This is a genomic window from Tenacibaculum sp. Cn5-46 (assembly GCF_022347705.1).
GTDB lineage: Bacteria > Bacteroidota > Bacteroidia > Flavobacteriales > Flavobacteriaceae > Polaribacter > Polaribacter aiptasiae.
The window spans coordinates 56,120-74,657 of record NZ_JAKRGD010000007.1; the positions used below are offsets into that span (position 1 = coordinate 56,120).

Consider the following 18,538-nt stretch of genomic DNA (forward strand, 5'->3'; position numbering starts at 1 on the left):
TCAAACTAAAAAAGTTACATTTGTTAGCCAATCAAAACGTTAAAAATGTACAAAAAAACACTTTTTTGTTTTTCTTTTTTATTGATATCCCTATCAATATCAGCACAAAAACCTCAAAAACTATCATCAAATCAGATTTATGAAAAAATACAGAAACTTAATTTTTTAGGATCTGCATTATATGTAGCAGCACATCCTGATGATGAGAACACTCGTTTAATAGCTTATTTAGCTAATCATGAAAAAGCCAGAACAGCGTATTTATCGTTAACAAGAGGCGATGGAGGTCAAAACTTAATAGGTCCTGAAATAAGAGAGTTATTAGGTGTAATAAGGACTCAGGAATTATTAGCAGCAAGAAGTGTAGATGGAGGAGAACAACGCTTTTCAAGAGCTAATGATTTTGGATATTCTAAACATCCAGATGAGACTTTAGAAATTTGGGATAAAGACAAAGTTTTAGCCGATGTAGTTTGGGCTATACGTACATTTAAACCAGATGTAATTATCAATCGTTTCAATCATAGAACACCTGGTACAACACATGGTCATCATACATCTTCAGCAATGCTAAGTGTAGAAGCATTTGATTTAGCCAATGATAAAACGAAATATCCAAACCAATTAAAAAATACAAGTGTTTGGCAGCCTAAACGATTATTTTTTAATACATCTTGGTGGTTTTATGGAAGTAGAGAGAATTTTGCAAAAGCGGATAAAAGTAAAATGTTAAGTTTTGATATAGGAACTTACTACCCTTTAAAAGGTTTATCTAATAATGAGTTAGCTTCTATTGCTAGTAGTCAACATTTATGTCAAGGATTTGGACGTTTGACAACTCGAGGTTCTCAAACTGAATATGTTGAGTTTTTAAAAGGGGATTTTCCTAAAGATAAAAAAGATATTTTCTCTGGAATCAACACTACTTGGAATAGAGTAGAAGGAGGAGGAGATATTGGAGATATCTTATACAAAGTTGAAGAAAATTTTGATTTTGTCAATCCTGCTAAACATCTACCAGCTTTATTAAAAGCATATGAGTTAGTTCAAAATTTAAAAGATGAACACTGGAAAAAAATAAAAAGTAAAGAGCTTAAAGCTATAATTAAAGCTTGTGCAGGATTATATTTAGAAGCTTCAGCAAATAGTTCTAGTACAACTCCTAATAGTGTGGTAAACGTAAATTTTGAAGTACTAAATAGAAGTAAAATTTCTATGGAATTAGCATCAATAAAAGTTTTACCAGGTGGCAATGAAATTAAAAAAGGATTAGACTTAGCACCTAATTCAAAGAAAAACTTCAAAGAAAATATTACTATTGAAGCTTTAGATTATTCATCTCCTTATTGGTTAAGTACTCCTTGGGATTTAGGGATGTACAAAGTTGCTGACAAAAAAGTTATTGGGAATCCTGAGACAAAGAGACCAATTCAAGTACAATACAATTTATTAATTGAAGATAAGGAAATATCATTTACAATTCCAGTTGTACATAGATATTCTCAAAGAGATAAAGGTGAAATTTATGAACCATTTGAGATACTTCCTAAAGTAACTACTAAATTAAAAAATAAAGTAGTGATCTTCTCAGAAGAGCATTCACAAAAAGTATCATTAGAAGTACGTTCTGGAGCAAAGAATGTAAAAGGAACAGTTTCTTTACAAGTGCCTAATGGATGGCAAGTATCACCTAATGAAATTCCTTTTGATATAGAACAAAAAGGAGATGTACAAGTTGTTGATTTTAAGGTTACACCACCAAATGCACAATCAGAAGTAGTTTTAAAAGCTGTTGCGAAAGTAGATGGAGAGTCTTTTGATAAGGAATTGGTTGAAATTAATTATGAGCATATACCAAAACAATCAGTTTTATTGCCTTCAGAAGCAAAAATGGTGCGTTTAAATATTAAAAAGCAAGGTAAGAGAATTGCTTATATTCAAGGTTCTGGTGATGCTGTTCCTGAAAGTTTACGTCAAATTGGTTATGATGTTATAGAGATTAATCCAAAGGATATTAACGATAAGAATTTAGAAGAATTTGATGCTGTAGTAGTAGGAATACGTGCTTATAATGTACTACCAGAATTACAATTCAAACAAAAATATTTACTAGATTATGTTAAGAATGGTGGTAACATGATTGTTCAGTATAATACTAGTAGGAGAGTAGATGTAAAAGCTCCTTTTGAACTAAAATTATCGAGAGATAGAGTTACTGATGAGCATGCAAAAGTTACGATGTTAGCTAAAAATCATTCAATATTAAATTATCCAAATAAAGTTTCTGAATCAGATTTTAATGGTTGGGTACAAGAAAGAGGTTTGTATTTTCCAAACCAATGGGGGAAAGAGTTTACACCTATATTATCCATGAGTGATAAAGGAGAGTCAACGAAGACAGGAAGTTTATTAATAGCTAAATATGGTAAAGGAAATTATATGTACACTGGTTTAAGTTTCTTTAGAGAGCTACCAGCAGGAGTTTCTGGAGCTTATAAATTATTTGCAAACATGTTGTCGGTTGGTAAAGAAGAAAGTAAAAAAGAAACTATAAAAATGTAGATTACATAATTCGTTCAAATAAAAAAGCTTGCCTAAGGCAAGCTTTTTTATTTAATATGATGAACAAAAGTTTAATTATTAAGTTTATCTAGGTTTTTTACATATAGTGTTTTGAAGTATTTTTTATCGTTCTTATACTCAAAATACTCATCTTCTAAAACTTTAAGAGCTTGCTTTAAGTATTTTCTTGCTGCTGCTTTCTTATTTATTAAAATTAAGTTTTCAGCAATAATATTGTAGTATCTCGATTCAGTTGGATAATTTTCTATAGCATTTTTGGCTAGATTTATAATGTCCTTATGCTTTTTGTTTTTTTCTAAAGCGGCAATAAAATTATAATAATCATGCTTTTGTGGAATAACAATATATCCAGTCCAATTAGAAAGTTTCTCATAAAAAAGTGTAAAATTTTGTAGCACGTTTTTACTATTTATAATCTCTTCTCTTTGTTTAGGAGATATTTTCCATCTTTTAGATAAATCTTGTAAGGCTAAATGAGTACTTTCTAAAGGAGTAGTAGCATGATTGTAATTTTTTAAAATTTTAAAATTCCAATCTAAGTTTTTACTTTTATGGAATTTTAATACAGAATCTAGTTTTTTTACTGGAGGTAAAAATTGACTATCTGTATTTCCTGAAGTTCCCATAGTAACATAAAAATAGCTATTCAGCTTTTTAATTTTAGTAATATTACGTTGAAATTTTAAAATAACTTCTTCATCATCTAATTGAAGATTAGGACTAATTGCTATATAAGCGTTGAATAACTTAGAGTTATCAATTAAACTATTTAAAACAAAAGTACCTCCAAGCGAGTGACCTATTCCTATTCTAAAATCAGCAATATTGTATTTTGTTTTCAAAAAAGGTATAACCTCGTTAGTAAGATGTTTTTCAAGAAATTTAGCTCCTCCTAAGCTAGGAATTTTCCAATCTTCATTAACAGGAGCTGGTGTTAATTCATACTGTCTTTTTTTATTTTTAATTCCAACAACAACACTTCTAGGAAATTCTTTAATTTCAGTTAAATAATCTATAGTAGAAGTAAGTAATTTGTAGTATGGATTCCATTGTGCATCAAAAACAAAAATAACAGGAAGATGTTCGTTGGTTTTCATTCCTTTAGGAAGATGAACTTTGAATTCGCGAATTTCTTTGAATGCCTCAGATTGAATGCTGAAAATAGTATCCTTAGGTGATTGAGAATAAACTAAAAAGTTCATTGCAGAGCAGAAAATAAACGATATAATGTATTTCATGTTTTTATTTTTTTGACAAAAAAAAGTAATTATAGAAAAGTAAAATTGGCGAAAATGGACACAAGCTATTTGAAGTTCCAAAAAGTGTCTTCGTATCCTAAGTGTTGTATGTTTTTAAAAAATGTTTTTGGGTTTAATCCGGTTAATTTTTTAAAATGATTAATAAATTGTGCCTGATCATAATATTTATTGTCAATAGCTAGCTCTGTTAGCGAAGATTTTTTATTTAATAATAGATAGTCATTTAAAGCTTTCCTAAATTGAACAATATTAGCATAATCTTTAGGAGTACAGCACAGATGCTTTTTATAAAGTCTTGAAAGAGTCTTCTCACTCATTCCACACTTTTTAGCATGTTCTTTAATTGTAACTTTTCTTTCTGAATTAGCTATTAAGCTCATAGAATGTTCTAGCTTTTCTTCAGTAAAAGGATGATGTTTTTTTATAAAAAAAGCATCTAATAGGTTTATTTTTTGATCTATGTTTTTCTCAGAATATACAGAATTACATAGTTGAATAAATTCATCACCAAAATAGTTAAATGATTTGTCTATAGAATTATTTGTAATTTCTGATAGAGGAATATTTATAAAATGATTAATACCTAACTCTTGAAATACAATACCAATTTTATTAAAAGGAGCAACAATTTCTGCTGTTCTAAATTGTTTTTGTATGCCAGAATACAGAATACTATAAAAATTGTTTTCTGGAGTGCTTATAGAATTGTTTTCACTATACGAAACTTTTGAGTTTTTATAAATAGTAAGCGCATTTTTGGTATTTGGATAATAAATAAATTTTTTATGAAGAGTATCAACTAATGAGTTGTGGAAATAATAATAGGAAATAGTTGAATGTAAAAGAGAATTGTTGGGTTTTTGAGTGATAAAACTTTCTTTTTCCATATTGCAATTTTAATAATTGTAGCCTTTAAAAAATAAAAAGGGAAAGTGTTAGCTCCAACTCATGTTGATTTTGACTTTCTCTCCTTGAATTTCTACAGTGCCATCTATAGATTTTTGTTCTCCAGGATAAACTTCATAGATTTTTACGTTACTATTTATCTTAGGAAAATTATCCTTAAGTCTTTTAGATTGTTTTATCCACAAATCTATTTCATTAGGATCATTTACTTCAAACTCAATTATAAATTGACGAGTAAATGGATTTCCTCTTTTTTCTATTGTTAAGTTTTTTATTTCGCTTGGTAATTTATACAAACCACCCCATTCAAGTGTTGTTTGAATAACATTTTGTTTTTCCCAAGGAAATACATAGCTATTTGAAATATAAAAATGGCATAGTATCAATGTAAATGAAACGATGAAAACTTTCATGATTTTGATGACTAGCTTTTTATAAAAAGAAATATTCATTATTAAAAATTTCTAATATCAACAATATCTCCATTTTTAAGCTTATTTAAAGTATCTATAGAATAAATAGACTCCGCAACATACTCTGGTGTATAAAGCTCGTTATTTTCTTTTAAATCAATAAAACGTTGCAGGTTTTTAAAGTCTTTTTTATCGGTACTTCTAATAGTAGTTTGCATATTGGTGTCAACTACACCAGGATATATAGCAACACATTTTACACCATTTTCTAACTCGTTTTGTTCAGCTGCAATTGCTTTTGTCATCATATCAATTGCTGCTTTTGATGTACAGTATACACTCCAGCCTTCATAAGGTTTCATAGCTGCTCCAGATGAAATATTAATAATTTGCTTTTTGCAATTTAAGTCTTCAAGATTTTTAATAAATAAACTTGACAGAATGAGTGGAGTAGTAGTGTTTAGTTGGATGCTTTTAGAAATATCATCTACAGCAATATTTTCTAAATTTGAAATCACACCTAATCTACCTGCGTTATTAATAAGCGTAACTGATGTAATATTGATACTCTTTAATTCTTCTAATAATGTTGAAAAAGCCTCTTGTGTAGCTTTATTATCCGATAAATCAACAGAGATTTCAGTGCAATTTTTTAAGTTATTTATACTTCTAGAAAGTGTATATACTTTATAGTTTTTAGAAGCGTATTTCTCAACTAAGGCTTTACCAATACCTTTGCTTCCTCCTGTAATAATAATTATATTCATAAAGTAAAAATACAGGTTTATAGTACCAATTCAAAACAATAAAAGCTTTCAAATATTTGAAAGCTTTTATTGTTTTGATGTTATGAAGTTAAACTAATACAAGTAGTTTAGTGCTATGATATCGTTGCTATTAAATTCTCCTGTTACACCAGAATTAAAGCAAGCTAACATTAAAGAGGTTGGGTCATAACCTGGAGTTGTTCCTGGTATAGGGATAGCACCTACGCCACCATCACCTTCATTGATGTTTTGTCCACAACTTTGTCTTGTTTGCCAATCAGTATGTCTAAACCCAATAGAATGTCCTATTTCATGAGTAATAACATGCTCTATAATGTCTAAATTTAAATTTGATAACCCATGTATTTCTATCCATTTATTTGGATTACCATTTGACGGGAATCCAGCTGAACCACCAGAACCACCAACAAAAGGATCTACATATACTACCATGTCTTTGTTGCTAAAATTAGTACCAAAGGTTAAATTGAATGTAATACTTAAGTTGAGTTCATTATAGTTCTGAACAGCCATAGTTAATGCAGTTTGCTCATTACTAGATAATCCTAAGCTATTGTTAGCTGTATATCCCATTATATCAATGGTAGTACCAGGAGTCACTAAATTATTGGTACGATAATTTCTACCTAAATGGTTAGTTATTTTATCAAACTCCATGATTTGTTCGTAGCTCAAATGAATATCTCCTTCAACAAGATAGCTATCTATAGTAGTTCCATCTGGTAAATGTCGTTTAACTAGTTGAACATCGTGAGTATTGATGTTAAAGTCTTTTAGTTTTTGAAGTACTTCTTCTGAAATGGTCTGTGTTTCTTGCACGTTTTGTAACTCGTTTTCGTTACAACTTACCATTAATACCATAACGGCAATTAATGATAGAAGGCCGGGGGGCATTTTTCTCATAATTATTATATTAAGTTTCTGTAATCGCTTGATATTAAAGATACTAAATATAATAACTGGATTTACAGCCCTTGTTTAAAAAAGGTGATTTTCCTACGAAATTCGTACAATAAAATATTCGAGAGTTTTAAAGTTTTATTTGAAGTGCTTTTTTGAGGCATTCCAAAAAACATCCATTTCAGCTAAAGTCATTTCGGAAATTTTCTTTCCTTCTTTTTTTGCTGCTTTTTCTAAATATTGAAAACGATTGATAAACTTTTTATTTGTTTTTTCTAAAGCGTTTTCAGGATTTACGTTAATAAATCTTGCGTAGTTAATCATAGAAAAGAGTACATCTCCAAACTCTTTTTCTATATTCTCTTGGTTGCCGTTTTTAATTTCATCGTTAAGTTCAGAAATTTCTTCTTGAACTTTTTCCCATACTTGATGTGGTTCTTCCCAATCGAAACCTACTCCAGCAACTTTTTCTTGAATTCTGTTAGCCTTTACAACGGCGGGTAAGCTTTTAGGTACACCTTCTAAAACGGAGTCTTTCCCTTCTTTAAGTTTTAACGCTTCCCAGTTCTTTTTTACATCTTCTTCGTTTTCAACTTTAGTATCACCGTATATGTGAGGGTGACGACTAATTAATTTATCAGAGATAGAGTTGGCAACATCAGCGATGTCGAAAGCTTGTTTTTCGCTTCCTATTTTAGCATAAAAGACGATGTGCAGAAGCACATCGCCTAATTCTTTTTTTATTTCGTTTAAATCATTATCTAAAATGGCATCAGCCAATTCGTAAGTTTCTTCAATTGTTAAATGACGTAAACTTTCTAAGGTTTGTTTTTTATCCCACGGACACTTCTCTCGAAGATCATCCATAATATCTAACAAACGATTAAATGCGTCTAATTGAGCCTTACGATTATTCATGATTTATTCTTCTTCCTCTGTAGTTACAGCTTCAACAGCTAAAGTACTAAAGTCAAAACTAGCTTTAGCTAAAGTGTTATACCATTGAATTACTTTTTTGATATTAGAAGCATATACACGCTCTTCATCAAAATCAGGTAAGATTTCAGAAAAGTATTCTGTTAATTTAGCAGCACTTTCTTTATGAGAAATAGCCTCTTTATTATCTTCTTTATCAGCAATGTTTTTGAAAACCTTAGCTAAAGGAACTTCCTCTTCGTATGTGTAAATAGCAATGTTCTCTAATAAACTTACATTATGTGTAGCTGTAATAGGGAAACGTTTACCATCAACGATAGATTTTACGATAACTCCTGTTTTAGTTTGTGATAAAATTTCAAATAATCCTGGTTTACCAGTAACGGCAATAATTTTGTTAAATTCCATATTAAAATATTTTAAGTCTTATAAGACTATCTTCTTTTCGCATTAGGAAAACGCATTCTATATCCAGCGTTAATCTTTCCTTTTGATATATTTTCTAATTTCTTTTTAATTAATCGTTTCTTTAATGAAGAAAGTTTATCGGTAAATAAAACTCCTTCAATATGATCGTATTCATGTTGAAAAACACGTGCAGCCAAACCACTGATAGTTTCAGTGTGCTTTTCAAAGTTTTCATCTTGATATTCGATAGTGATGGTTTCTTGACGGAAAACATCTTCTCTAACATCAGGAATACTTAAACAACCTTCATTAAATGCCCATTCATCACCTTCTTCTTTGATGATTTTAGCATTAATAAAAACACGATTAAAGTCTTTTAATACATTTCTATCTTCTTCTTCTAATTCTTCATCTTCCGCAAAAGGAGACGCATCAATTAAAAAAAGACGAATTGCTTTTCCTATTTGAGGAGCAGCAAGACCTACACCTTGTGCGTTATACATAGTTTCTCTCATATCAGAAATCAACTTTTCTAATTGAGGATAATCTTTATCGATTTCTTGTCCTACTTTACGTAATACGGGATCTCCGTAAGCAACAATGGGTAAAATCATGTATTTTTTAATTTTTAAGAGTGCAAAAATACAAAGAATGGTTTGGGTAGAAAACTATTTGTTGTATAAATACGATTGTAAAATGATTGTAGCACTTATTTCGTCTACTAAGGCCTTATTTTGACGTTGTTTCTTTTTTAAACCACTATCAATCATAGTTTGAAAAGCCATTTTAGAAGTAAAGCGCTCATCAACTCTTTTTAAAGGGATAGTTGGGATTGATTTTTTAAGTTTTTCTATGAAAGGAAGAATTAATTCTTCACTTTGACTATCTGTATTATCCATTTGTTTAGGTTTACCAATAACAAACAATTCTACATTTTCTTTTTTAGTATAGTCAATTAAGAAAGTAATTAATTCATTGGTATTAACAGTGGTTAAACCAGAAGCGATAATTTGTAGTTCATCGGTAACAGCAATTCCTGTTCTTTTTTTACCGAAATCTATGGCTAAAATTCGTCCCAAATATATTTGTTTTTGACAAAAATACGCATTTTAAACAATGCGCAAACATCTGTTTAAAAAATGTATATTCGCGTTACATTGAAACGGAGATTTTATATTTGTAGAAAATTTTAAAAATGACAGAATTACAATCTATTATAGAAAAAGCATGGGATAATCGTGATTTATTAAAAGAAGAAAACACGATTAACGCAATTAGAAAAGTGGTTGATTTATTAGATGCTGGTGAGTTGCGTGTTGCTGAGCCTACTGAAGATGGTTGGCAGGTTAATGAATGGGTAAAAAAAGCAGTAGTGTTATATTTCCCAATTCAAAAAATGGAAACTTTAGAAGCAGGTATTTTTGAATATCATGATAAAATTCCATTAAAAAGAAATTACGAAGCAAAAGGAATTCGTGTTGTACCAAATGCTGTAGCACGTCATGGAGCTTATATTTCGGCAGGAACTATTTTAATGCCTAGTTATGTAAATATTGGTGCTTATGTAGATGAAGGAACTATGGTTGATACTTGGGCTACTGTTGGTTCATGTGCTCAAATAGGTAAAAATGTTCATTTATCAGGAGGTGTTGGTATTGGAGGTGTTTTAGAGCCTTTACAAGCTGCTCCAGTAATTATTGAAGATGGTGCTTTTATTGGCTCTCGTTGTATTGTAGTTGAAGGTGTTAGAGTAGAGAAGGAAGCTGTATTAGGTGCTAATGTAGTATTAACTATGAGTACAAAAATTATAGATGTAACAGGTGATGAACCGGTAGAAATGAAAGGTGTAGTACCTGCTCGTTCTGTTGTAATTCCTGGTAGTTATACTAAGAAATTTGCTGCTGGAGAATATCAAGTTCCTTGTGCTTTAATTATTGGAAAACGTAAAGAGAGTACTAATAAAAAGACCTCTTTAAATGATGCTTTAAGAGAGTATGATGTAGCTGTATAAAGCGAACAATATAATTAGTATAAAAAAACACCAAATTTCATTTGGTGTTTTTTTATTTTATAAGCTTTAGATTTATTTTCTATAAAAACTATAGTTTCTAATAAATCTGTATGTTTTATAGGTAAGTAATGCTATAAGTTGCCATAAAGGTCTAAGAACTTCTCTAATCACTTTTTTATATAGAGGCATCTTTTTTTGCTGTATTGTTGTACCTCCAATATTAAAGTCATTACTTTTTACATATTCTTTTCGAGTTACTAAAACTGGTGTTTTATGTTTGAAAACATCTTGTTTAATAACATCAATAGGAGAATAATAGACTCCTAAATTAGTAGCTAGTTTTTTAGCGGCCTCTTTACCTATTATTTGTCCTGTGGTTTGCAATGGTGGAACTAAGAACTTTGTGGTATAATCTGTTTGACTTAAGGTGTAAAAACCTTTTCTTCCTGAAATATCAACAAAATCTTCAGTAGTGATATCGTTTAATATATTAGGTAGGTCAGTAAAAAAATCATCAGTAAGCAATGCGTCATCTTCCAAAACAATCGCATAATCCTCTTTTTGATCCTGAATAATTTCCCAAAGTTTGAAATAGGTCATTGTTAAACCAATTTCTCCATCGTTTAAATATGGGTAATGTGTAAGTATGTTATGCTGTTTTTTAGACTTACTTAAAAAATCACTTGGTAATTCTTTTCCGTATACAGCAGGCATTCTTTCTAATGGAATATTCAGTTTTTTAAACTGATTTTCCATAAAGTCTCTTCTTTGAACGCTCTTATCTAAATTTATATAGTATACTTTGTATGATTTCATATTCTAACCCAGTTTTGAGGTACTATTTCATTTTCCTTGTCTATATACCACTGTTTAGGAGCTATAACTGTTTTGTTTTCGTTTTTGTTAAGCCAAGCACCCCACCAAGAAAAAGTACTATTAGCAGTAATATTATGGTTGCATAAACTCATTAAATAAATGTCTTCATGAGGTATTGTTTTATGATCAACATATACAGCATTTTCAACCGGTAAATTACTTTTTACCCATTCAATATCGTCAGAGAAAATAAAGAACTTAATCTCACTATACTTTTTATTTAGTAGTTCAATAGCCTCTTTGTAATACTCTAAACTACAGGTACCATGAACACTATTAGCTTTTTGGTCAGAAATATAATCGCCTCTTCTTATATGTAGAGAACAACTAACTTTGGCCTCTTTTATTTGCTTACTATAATCTTTAGTAGAAGTAGCTAAATCAATATTAATAGTGAATTGTTCTAGTAAAGTATCTCTAATTTCTGAAAAATATTTTTCAGTTTGAAAATACCCTTTAACATACTCATTTCCCTTTATCGATTTAAAATCTTGATTAAAAAGAAGACTTTTTTCTTTTAAAGATTTTTTTAGGCCTAATTTTCCTAAGTTGATAGCAAATGAGCTAGCAGAATCTAAATCAATTTTATATTTATCTAATTGATATCCTCCATGGAGTTTATACTTTTTGAATTTTGTAATATCAATTTTTACATCATAGCCTGAGAGTTGAAGGGCCTTTGCATATGCATATTGAAACATTTGGTTTCCAAGACCACCAACTATTCTTATAATTACCATATTTAGTTTTTATGTAAAGAGAATTGTAATTTTGTATTTTCGAACAAATGTACTTAAATTGTTATAAAAACAGAGTCAAAAGATAACAGAAAGATGTTGGAAGAAATAAACAGAACAGAAAGTTTTTTAAAAAAAGGTGAAATCATTTTATATCCTACAGATACTGTTTGGGGAATAGGGTGTGATGCAACAGATACAGAATCAGTAAAGCGAATTTTTGAAATAAAAAATAGAGAAGAATCAAAAAGTTTAATCATTTTAGTAGACTCTATTGAAATGTTGCAAGAATATATTGATGAAATTCCTGATGATGCTTTAAAGATTTTAAAGGAAAATAAAAAACCAACTACAATCATATATAACAATCCTAAAGGGTTAGCAAAGAATACAATTGCTTCTGATAATACTGTTGCAATTCGTATACCAGATGATGAATTTTGTAAGCAGTTAATTAAAAAGTTTGGGAAACCAATCGTATCAACTTCTGCAAATATTAGTGGTGAACCAACAGCTAAATCATTTTCAGAAATAAGCAATGCTATTTTAAATAGTGTAGATTATGTGGTAGATTTGCACAGAGAAAAAATAACCCAAAAATCATCTACAATCTTAAGAATTGATAATGGTTCTGTGATTGTGATAAGAGAGTAAATACATGCAACAGCAATATTATAAAGAAGCAATTACTGCTGAAATATTTCAATATATATCAAAAGCAACTGAAGAACTACAATTAGAAAGTTATGTAATTGGAGGTTTTGTTCGCGATTTTATTTTAAAAAGAGGAGATGCTAAAGATATAGATGTTGTTACTGTAGGAAGCGGAATTGAGTTAGCAAAAAAAGTAGCTTCTTTATTACCTAATACGCCTAAAGTACAAGTTTTTAAAACGTATGGAACAGCAATGTTGCGTTATAAAGACACTGAAATAGAATTTGTTGGGGCTAGGAAAGAATCTTACAAAGAAGATAGTAGAAATCCTGAAGTTGAAGAAGGAACACTTCAAGATGATCAGAATAGAAGAGACTTTACTATAAATGCATTAGCTTTAAGCTTAAATAAAGATACTTTTGGTTTATTATTAGACCCTTTTGGAGGTATTACCGATTTAGAATCAAAAATTATAAGAACTCCTTTAGATCCAGATATCACATATTCAGACGATCCTTTACGTATGATGCGAGCAATTCGTTTTGCAACGCAATTAAATTTCACAATTGAAAAAGGATCATTAGATGCCATAACAAAAAACGCATCTCGAATTGATATTATTACAAGGGAAAGAATAGTTGTAGAGTTAAACAAAATATTAGAATCGCCAAAACCTTCTATTGGTTTCTTGCTTTTAGAAAAAACAAATTTATTGCAGAAAATAATGCCTGAATTGGTTGCTTTAAAAGGAGTAGAGGAGATTGAAGGTCAAAAGCATAAAGATAATTTTTACCATTCATTAGAGGTTGTTGATAATATTTCTGAAAATACAGATGATGTTTGGTTACGTTGGGCAGCTTTGTTGCACGATATAGGAAAAGCTCCAACTAAACGTTATCACAAAAAACAAGGATGGACATTTCATGCACATGAATTTGTAGGTTCTAAAATGGTTTATAAACTTTTTAAACGTTTAAAAATGCCATTGAATAACAAAATGAAGTTTGTTCAAAAGATGGTATTATTAAGTTCTCGACCTATTGTTTTAGCGAGTGAAGTAACAGATTCTGCTGTACGTCGTTTAGTTTTTGATGCAGGTGACGATGTAGATTCGCTAATGACTTTATGTGAGGCAGATATTACTACTAAAAACCCTAAGAAGTTTAAACGTTATCATAAGAACTTTGAATTAGTTCGTATCAAAATAAAAGAAGTTGAAGAGCGTGATAGAATTCGTAATTTCCAACCACCTATTACTGGAGAAGAAATAATGAAAGCTTTCGATTTAACTCCATGTAGAGAAATAGGGCAGATAAAAGAAGCTATTAAAGAAGCTATTTTAGATGGTAAAATTCCTAATGAACATGAAGCTTCATATGAATTTATGATTGAAAAAGGAAAGAAGTTAGGATTGGAATTAAAGATATAAAAAAAGAGAAGTTTTAAAACTTCTCTTTTTTTATTTATGATAGTGATTGCATTGAAACAAGTTTAAAGTATTCACCTTTTTTGTTTAGTAATTCTTCATGTTTTCCTTGTTCAACAATTTGTCCTTTTCTTAAAACGACAATGTTATCTGCTTTTTGTATGGTTGATAATCTATGGGCAATAACTAAAGAAGTTCTATTTTCCATCATCTTTTCTAAAGCAGCTTGCACTAATTGTTCAGACTCTGTATCTAAAGCAGATGTAGCTTCATCTAATACCATGATAGGAGGGTTCTTTAAAACTGCTCTAGCTATAGATAAACGTTGTTTTTGACCACCTGAAAGCATATTACCGCTGTCACCAATATTGGTTTCAAATTGTTCAGGTAAATCTTTTATAAACTCATAAGCATTCGCAATATCAGAAGCTTCTCTAATCTCTTTTTCAGAGGCGTTTTCGTTTCCTAGTTTTAAGTTATTAGCAATAGTATCGTTAAAAAGAATAGAATCTTGTGTTACAATACCCATTAAATCTCTTAAAGACTTTTTAGAAATATCCTTGATGTTCTCTCCATCAATGGTAATATCTCCTTTATTAACATCGTAAAAACGAGTAATTAAGTTTGCTAATGTAGATTTTCCACTTCCTGATTGTCCAACTAAGGCAACTGTTTCTCCTTTAGGAATTGTTAGCGAAAAGTCTTTTAAAACATATTCGTCTTTATATTTAAAAGAAATGTTATTAAATGATATCTTACTGTCGAAGTTTTCCTTTACAATAGCGTTATCTTTATCTTTTATACTGTTTTCTGTATTCAAAATATGCATAATCCTCTCCGCAGAAGCCTCTCCTTTTTGGATGTTGTAATATGCAGTTGTAATCAGTTTTATAGGGTTTAAAACTGTATAAAATAATACGATGTATCCAAAAAATTCGTCAGGACGAAGAGAACTTGTTTTAGAAAGAACTTCAGAACCACCATACCATAAAATGGCTATAATAGTTGCTGAACCTAAGAACTCACTCATTGGTGATGCTAATGTTTGTCTGTGTATAACACTAGTCATTAATTTTCTAAACCTTTCTGTAGACTTGAGGAATTTATTTTGAATTACACTTTCAGCATTAAAACCTTTAATAACTCTTAATCCAGTTAATGTTTCTTCAATAAAAGATAAGAAATTACCTACTTCTTGTTGAGCTTTTACAGAACTTGCTTTTAATCGTTTACTTATAGATGAAATTATAAAACCAGAAACTGGAAGTAAAATAAAAACAAATAGTGTAAGCTTTACACTCATAAAGAACATTATTGAAATGGCGATGATAACTGTAAGAGGTTCTCTTACTATAGATTCTATAGAAGTTAATATTGAAATTTCAACTTCTTGAACATCATTAGTCATTCGAGCGATAATATCTCCTTTTCTTTTTTCTGTAAAATAAGAAACTGGAAGCTCTACAATTTTATTATACAATTTATTCCTTAAGTCTTTAACAATTCCTGTTCTTAAAAATGTAATAGAATAAGATGCTAAATACCTAAAAAAGTTCTTTAAAAAGAATAGAAGTAAGGCAAGTATACATATAAAGAATAATGCACTTATTTCGCCTTCGTTATCTATTTTTTGAGAAATAAAATAATAGAAATTCTCTTTTAAAAAGTTACCTATGTTGGTTATTCCTTCATATACAGGTTTGCTAGTAACTTTTTGTTCTTTTCCAAAAAGAATACCTAAAACAGGAATAAATGCTAATACAGAAAGTACATTAAAAAGTGCATAAAAAATATTGAATACAATATTTAAAACTGTAAACTTTCTGTATTTTCTTTCATATTTTAAAATATCTTTAAAATATCCCATTATAAATTTAATTCTTTAATAATTCGTTGAATTTTAGTGTCTAATTTCTTTTCAGTTTCTTGAGCATTTTCAACTGAGTCTAATGCTGTTTTTACACTGAAATAAAACTTAATTTTTGGTTCTGTTCCACTAGGACGAGCCGCTATTTTAGTACCATCTTCTGTATGATAGATCAGTACATTAGATTTAGGAACATTAATGGCTGTTTCTTCACCAGTAATTAAGTTTCTTTTAATAGAAGATTGATAATCGTATACGTATGATACTTTAGAGTTATCTATCTCCTTAATAGGATTATTACGTAAATCAATCATCACTTGTTTGATTTGCTCCGCACCATCCATACCTTTTTTAACAATAGAAATTAAATGTTCCTTGTAAAAGTTATGACGGGTATAAAGGCTTAATAACTCTTCATAAAATGAACTATTGTTTGCTTTGGCATCGGCAGCAATTTCACAAGCTAATAAAGCTGAAGTAACAGCATCTTTATCGCGAACAAAGTCACCAACCATGTACCCAAAACTTTCTTCACCACCACCTATAAAATCTAGAGTAGGGAAGTCTTTAATCATTTTAGCAATCCATTTAAAACCAGTTAGTCCAACTTTAGTTTCTACACCGTAAGAATCGGCAATTTCATTAACTAAATTAGTAGATACAATGGTTGATCCTATAAATTGGTTCCCGTTTAATTTACCTTGTTTTTTCCAGTCGTTAATTAAGAAATCGGTCATCATACTCATAGTCTGATTTCCGTTTAATAATTTCATTTTTCCTTCTGTATCACGAACTGCAATACCAATTCTATCAGAATCAGGATCAGTTCCTAAAACAATGTCAGCTCCAATTTTATTTGCTAAGTCAACAGCCATTTGTAATGCTTCAGGCTCTTCTGGATTAGGCGATTTTACTGTAGGGAAACTACCATTAGGCTCAGCTTGTTCTTCAACAATATGAACTTGTGTATATCCAGCACGTTTTAATACTTCTGGAATTAATTTAATAGAAGTTCCATGTAATGAAGTAAATACGATTTTTAAATCTTCACGACCTTTAATATTAAAAGTACCATTTTTGATAGAGGCATCCCAAAAAGCTTCGTCTACTTCGCTTCCTATAGTTGAAATAAGTGCTTCTTTAGCGTTAAAATTAATGTCAGTAAATTCTAAAGAGTTCACTTCATCAATAATCCCTTTATCTTCTGGCGGTACGATTTGACCACCATCAGTCCAGTATACTTTATATCCATTATATTCAGGTGGATTGTGAGAGGCAGTTAATACAATTCCAACATCACAACCTAAATGGTTTACTGCAAAAGATAATTCTGGAGTAGGGCGTAGGTCTTCAAAAAGAACTACATTAATATTATTAGCAGATAATACATCAGCAACAACTTTAGCTAACCATTTACTATCATGACGACAATCGTAACCAATAGCTACTTTTAATTCTTTGTTAGGAAATACTTTATGTAAGTAGTTACTTAAACCTTGAGTAGCTTTACCTAAGGTATATTTATTAATTCTATTGGTTCCTGCTCCAACAACACCGCGCATTCCACCAGTACCAAATTCTAAGTTTTTATAAAATCGATCAGCCAAATCATCAGAGTTAGTATCGATTAATTGTTGAATTTCTTCATTAGTTTCTGAATCAAAAGAATCAGATAACCATAATTTTGCTTTATTTAAGATCTCTTCCATGTGTAAAAATAAAAACGTACAAAGGTACGGGTTTAAAAATTTAATTTCTCTTTAATAGAGTAGTGTTTTTGTTGAGGACTACTTTTGATGATTAATTCACCTAAGAATCCTGCTAGAAACAACAAGGTACCTAAAATCATTGAAGTAAACGCTATATAAAACCAAGGATTATTAGTTACTAGAATAGTTTTTGCTCCAGCAGATAGTCTATATAGTTTCATCATACCAATATAAAAGGCAGAGAAAAAACCAAAAATGAACATAAAACTACCCCAAAGACCAAAAAAGTGCATCGGTCTTTTTCCAAATTTTGATAAAAAAGAAATGGTAATTAAATCTAAAAAACCATTGATAAAACGATCCATACCAAATTTGGTTACCCCATATTTACGAGCTTGGTGCTGTACAACCTTCTCGTCAATACGATTAAAACCTTCGTTTTTAGCTAAAACAGGTATATAACGATGCATTTCACCACTTACCTTAACAGCTTTTACTACTTCTTTTTTGTAGGCTTTTAAGCCGCAGTTAAAATCGTGTAATTTTAAACCAGAGGTTTTACGAGCTGCCCAATTGAATAATTTAGAAGGAATGTTTTTGGTTACAACATTATCGTAACGTTTCTTTTTCCAACCTGAAATTAAATCGAAATTTTCTTTAACGATAAGATCGTATAATTCAGGGATTTCATCAGGACTGTCTTGTAAATCAGCGTCCATGGTAATAACAACATCTCCTTGTGCTAATCCAAAACCAGCATCTAATGCTTGCGATTTACCATAGTTTCGTTGAAAACGTATTCCTTTAACTGATTTGTTTTTAGATGATAAGTCTTGAATTACTTGCCAAGAAGTATCAGTACTCCCATCATCAATAAATATAAGTTCGTATAAAAATTGATTGGATTGCATAACTCTTGCAATCCAATCATGTAATTCTTGTAAAGATTCTTCTTCGTTTAGAAGTGGTATTACTACCGATATATCCATATTAATATGTTACAAAATTTAAAAGGGTAAAGTTACGAAGTCTTTCTTAAAACAGCTAAGCTATTACCTCTTAAAC

The 18,538-nt window shown here is 30.0% G+C and carries 18 protein-coding genes; 4 read left to right on the forward strand and 14 right to left on the reverse strand.

Features of this window, described 5'->3' with window-relative positions; genetic code table 11:
- The first annotated feature begins 45 nt into the window (after window positions 1-45).
- Window positions 46-2,562, forward strand: a complete 2,517-nt coding sequence (locus tag MHN29_RS14385) for a PIG-L family deacetylase (RefSeq protein WP_235275248.1) — start codon at window positions 46-48, stop codon at window positions 2,560-2,562.
- 71 nt (window positions 2,563-2,633) lie between these two features.
- On the opposite strand, the gene MHN29_RS14390 is transcribed toward MHN29_RS14385, so the two are convergent.
- The 9 genes from MHN29_RS14390 to ruvX all read right to left on the reverse strand — a co-directional run bounded on the left by MHN29_RS14390 (window position 2,634) and on the right by ruvX (window position 9,272).
- Entirely contained in the window at window positions 2,634-3,821 is a 1,188-nt protein-coding gene (locus MHN29_RS14390; RefSeq protein WP_235275249.1) for an alpha/beta hydrolase-fold protein, read from the reverse strand.
- 65 nt (window positions 3,822-3,886) lie between these two features.
- Window positions 3,887-4,729, reverse strand: coding sequence for an AraC family transcriptional regulator (locus MHN29_RS14395; protein WP_235275250.1), 843 nt, complete (start codon window positions 4,727-4,729; stop codon window positions 3,887-3,889).
- Window positions 4,730-4,777: 48 nt separating this feature from the next.
- Complete coding sequence (locus tag MHN29_RS14400) at window positions 4,778-5,161, reverse strand: hypothetical protein (RefSeq protein ID WP_235275251.1); 384 nt, start codon at window positions 5,159-5,161, stop codon at window positions 4,778-4,780.
- A gap of 41 nt (window positions 5,162-5,202) precedes the next feature.
- Complete coding sequence (locus MHN29_RS14405; protein WP_235275252.1) at window positions 5,203-5,928, reverse strand: (S)-benzoin forming benzil reductase; 726 nt, start codon at window positions 5,926-5,928, stop codon at window positions 5,203-5,205.
- Between the two features lie 93 nt (window positions 5,929-6,021).
- Window positions 6,022-6,852, reverse strand: coding sequence for a M57 family metalloprotease (locus tag MHN29_RS14410; protein ID WP_235275253.1), 831 nt, complete (start codon window positions 6,850-6,852; stop codon window positions 6,022-6,024).
- 135 nt (window positions 6,853-6,987) lie between these two features.
- A complete protein-coding gene (gene mazG, locus MHN29_RS14415) occupies window positions 6,988-7,767 on the reverse strand; it encodes a nucleoside triphosphate pyrophosphohydrolase (RefSeq protein WP_235275254.1) in 780 nt (259 codons plus the stop codon).
- A gap of 3 nt (window positions 7,768-7,770) precedes the next feature.
- Window positions 7,771-8,193, reverse strand: coding sequence for a DUF5606 domain-containing protein (locus tag MHN29_RS14420; protein WP_235275255.1), 423 nt, complete (start codon window positions 8,191-8,193; stop codon window positions 7,771-7,773).
- A gap of 26 nt (window positions 8,194-8,219) precedes the next feature.
- The gene (def, locus tag MHN29_RS14425) at window positions 8,220-8,807 is read right to left on the reverse strand and encodes a peptide deformylase (RefSeq protein ID WP_150898532.1); all 588 of its coding nucleotides are present in this window, start codon (window positions 8,805-8,807) and stop codon (window positions 8,220-8,222) included.
- A 54-nt stretch (window positions 8,808-8,861) separates the two neighbouring features.
- Complete coding sequence (gene ruvX, locus MHN29_RS14430; RefSeq protein ID WP_235275256.1) at window positions 8,862-9,272, reverse strand: Holliday junction resolvase RuvX; 411 nt, start codon at window positions 9,270-9,272, stop codon at window positions 8,862-8,864.
- A gap of 116 nt (window positions 9,273-9,388) precedes the next feature.
- Here ruvX and MHN29_RS14435 point away from each other — a divergent pair, with 116 nt between their 5' ends.
- Window positions 9,389-10,204, forward strand: coding sequence for a 2,3,4,5-tetrahydropyridine-2,6-dicarboxylate N-succinyltransferase (locus MHN29_RS14435; protein ID WP_235275257.1), 816 nt, complete (start codon window positions 9,389-9,391; stop codon window positions 10,202-10,204).
- 72 nt (window positions 10,205-10,276) lie between these two features.
- Here the strand turns inward: MHN29_RS14435 and MHN29_RS14440 are convergent, their stop codons facing one another.
- Complete coding sequence (locus MHN29_RS14440; protein WP_235275258.1) at window positions 10,277-11,020, reverse strand: glycosyltransferase family 25 protein; 744 nt, start codon at window positions 11,018-11,020, stop codon at window positions 10,277-10,279.
- Window positions 11,017-11,820 (reverse strand): alpha-1,2-fucosyltransferase, encoded by an 804-nt coding sequence (locus MHN29_RS14445; protein ID WP_235275259.1) that lies wholly within the window; start codon window positions 11,818-11,820, stop codon window positions 11,017-11,019. Before MHN29_RS14445 ends, MHN29_RS14440 begins: the two co-directional genes overlap by 4 nt.
- Before the next feature lie 93 nt (window positions 11,821-11,913).
- Here MHN29_RS14445 and MHN29_RS14450 point away from each other — a divergent pair, with 93 nt between their 5' ends.
- Window positions 11,914-12,471, forward strand: a complete 558-nt coding sequence (locus MHN29_RS14450; protein ID WP_235275260.1) for an L-threonylcarbamoyladenylate synthase — start codon at window positions 11,914-11,916, stop codon at window positions 12,469-12,471.
- 4 nt (window positions 12,472-12,475) lie between these two features.
- Window positions 12,476-13,900: a CCA tRNA nucleotidyltransferase gene (locus MHN29_RS14455; protein WP_235275261.1), complete on the forward strand. Its 1,425-nt coding sequence runs from the start codon at window positions 12,476-12,478 to the stop codon at window positions 13,898-13,900.
- Between the two features lie 34 nt (window positions 13,901-13,934).
- Here the strand turns inward: MHN29_RS14455 and MHN29_RS14460 are convergent, their stop codons facing one another.
- From MHN29_RS14460 to MHN29_RS14470, 3 genes are read right to left on the reverse strand one after another with little or no spacing between them, the layout of a single operon-like run.
- Window positions 13,935-15,764: an ABC transporter ATP-binding protein gene (locus MHN29_RS14460; RefSeq protein ID WP_235275262.1), complete on the reverse strand. Its 1,830-nt coding sequence runs from the start codon at window positions 15,762-15,764 to the stop codon at window positions 13,935-13,937.
- Window positions 15,764-17,473 (reverse strand): phospho-sugar mutase, encoded by a 1,710-nt coding sequence (locus MHN29_RS14465; RefSeq protein ID WP_235275263.1) that lies wholly within the window; start codon window positions 17,471-17,473, stop codon window positions 15,764-15,766. The genes MHN29_RS14460 and MHN29_RS14465 overlap by 1 nt, the downstream gene beginning before the upstream one ends.
- Window positions 17,474-17,505: 32 nt before the next feature.
- The gene (locus tag MHN29_RS14470) at window positions 17,506-18,462 is read right to left on the reverse strand and encodes a glycosyltransferase family 2 protein (protein WP_235275264.1); all 957 of its coding nucleotides are present in this window, start codon (window positions 18,460-18,462) and stop codon (window positions 17,506-17,508) included.
- Window positions 18,463-18,538 lie beyond the last annotated feature (76 nt).

Excerpts from the sequence above, each read along its gene's own strand:
- MHN29_RS14385 (WP_235275248.1), top strand. The coding sequence starts at position 46 with ATGTACAAAAAAACACTTTTTTGTTTTTCTTTTTTATTGATATCCCTA.
- MHN29_RS14390 (WP_235275249.1), bottom strand. The coding sequence starts at position 3,821 with ATGAAATACATTATATCGTTTATTTTCTGCTCTGCAATGAACTTTTTA.
- MHN29_RS14395 (WP_235275250.1), bottom strand. The coding sequence starts at position 4,729 with ATGGAAAAAGAAAGTTTTATCACTCAAAAACCCAACAATTCTCTTTTA.
- MHN29_RS14400 (WP_235275251.1), bottom strand. The coding sequence starts at position 5,161 with ATGAAAGTTTTCATCGTTTCATTTACATTGATACTATGCCATTTTTAT.
- MHN29_RS14405 (WP_235275252.1), bottom strand. The coding sequence starts at position 5,928 with ATGAATATAATTATTATTACAGGAGGAAGCAAAGGTATTGGTAAAGCC.
- MHN29_RS14410 (WP_235275253.1), bottom strand. The coding sequence starts at position 6,852 with ATGAGAAAAATGCCCCCCGGCCTTCTATCATTAATTGCCGTTATGGTA.
- mazG (WP_235275254.1), bottom strand. The coding sequence starts at position 7,767 with ATGAATAATCGTAAGGCTCAATTAGACGCATTTAATCGTTTGTTAGAT.
- MHN29_RS14420 (WP_235275255.1), bottom strand. The coding sequence starts at position 8,193 with ATGGAATTTAACAAAATTATTGCCGTTACTGGTAAACCAGGATTATTT.
- def (WP_150898532.1), bottom strand. The coding sequence starts at position 8,807 with ATGATTTTACCCATTGTTGCTTACGGAGATCCCGTATTACGTAAAGTA.
- MHN29_RS14435 (WP_235275257.1), top strand. The coding sequence starts at position 9,389 with ATGACAGAATTACAATCTATTATAGAAAAAGCATGGGATAATCGTGAT.
- MHN29_RS14440 (WP_235275258.1), bottom strand. The coding sequence starts at position 11,020 with ATGAAATCATACAAAGTATACTATATAAATTTAGATAAGAGCGTTCAA.
- MHN29_RS14445 (WP_235275259.1), bottom strand. The coding sequence starts at position 11,820 with ATGGTAATTATAAGAATAGTTGGTGGTCTTGGAAACCAAATGTTTCAA.
- MHN29_RS14450 (WP_235275260.1), top strand. The coding sequence starts at position 11,914 with ATGTTGGAAGAAATAAACAGAACAGAAAGTTTTTTAAAAAAAGGTGAA.
- MHN29_RS14455 (WP_235275261.1), top strand. The coding sequence starts at position 12,476 with ATGCAACAGCAATATTATAAAGAAGCAATTACTGCTGAAATATTTCAA.
- MHN29_RS14460 (WP_235275262.1), bottom strand. The coding sequence starts at position 15,764 with ATGGGATATTTTAAAGATATTTTAAAATATGAAAGAAAATACAGAAAG.
- MHN29_RS14465 (WP_235275263.1), bottom strand. The coding sequence starts at position 17,473 with ATGGAAGAGATCTTAAATAAAGCAAAATTATGGTTATCTGATTCTTTT.
- MHN29_RS14470 (WP_235275264.1), bottom strand. The coding sequence starts at position 18,462 with ATGGATATATCGGTAGTAATACCACTTCTAAACGAAGAAGAATCTTTA.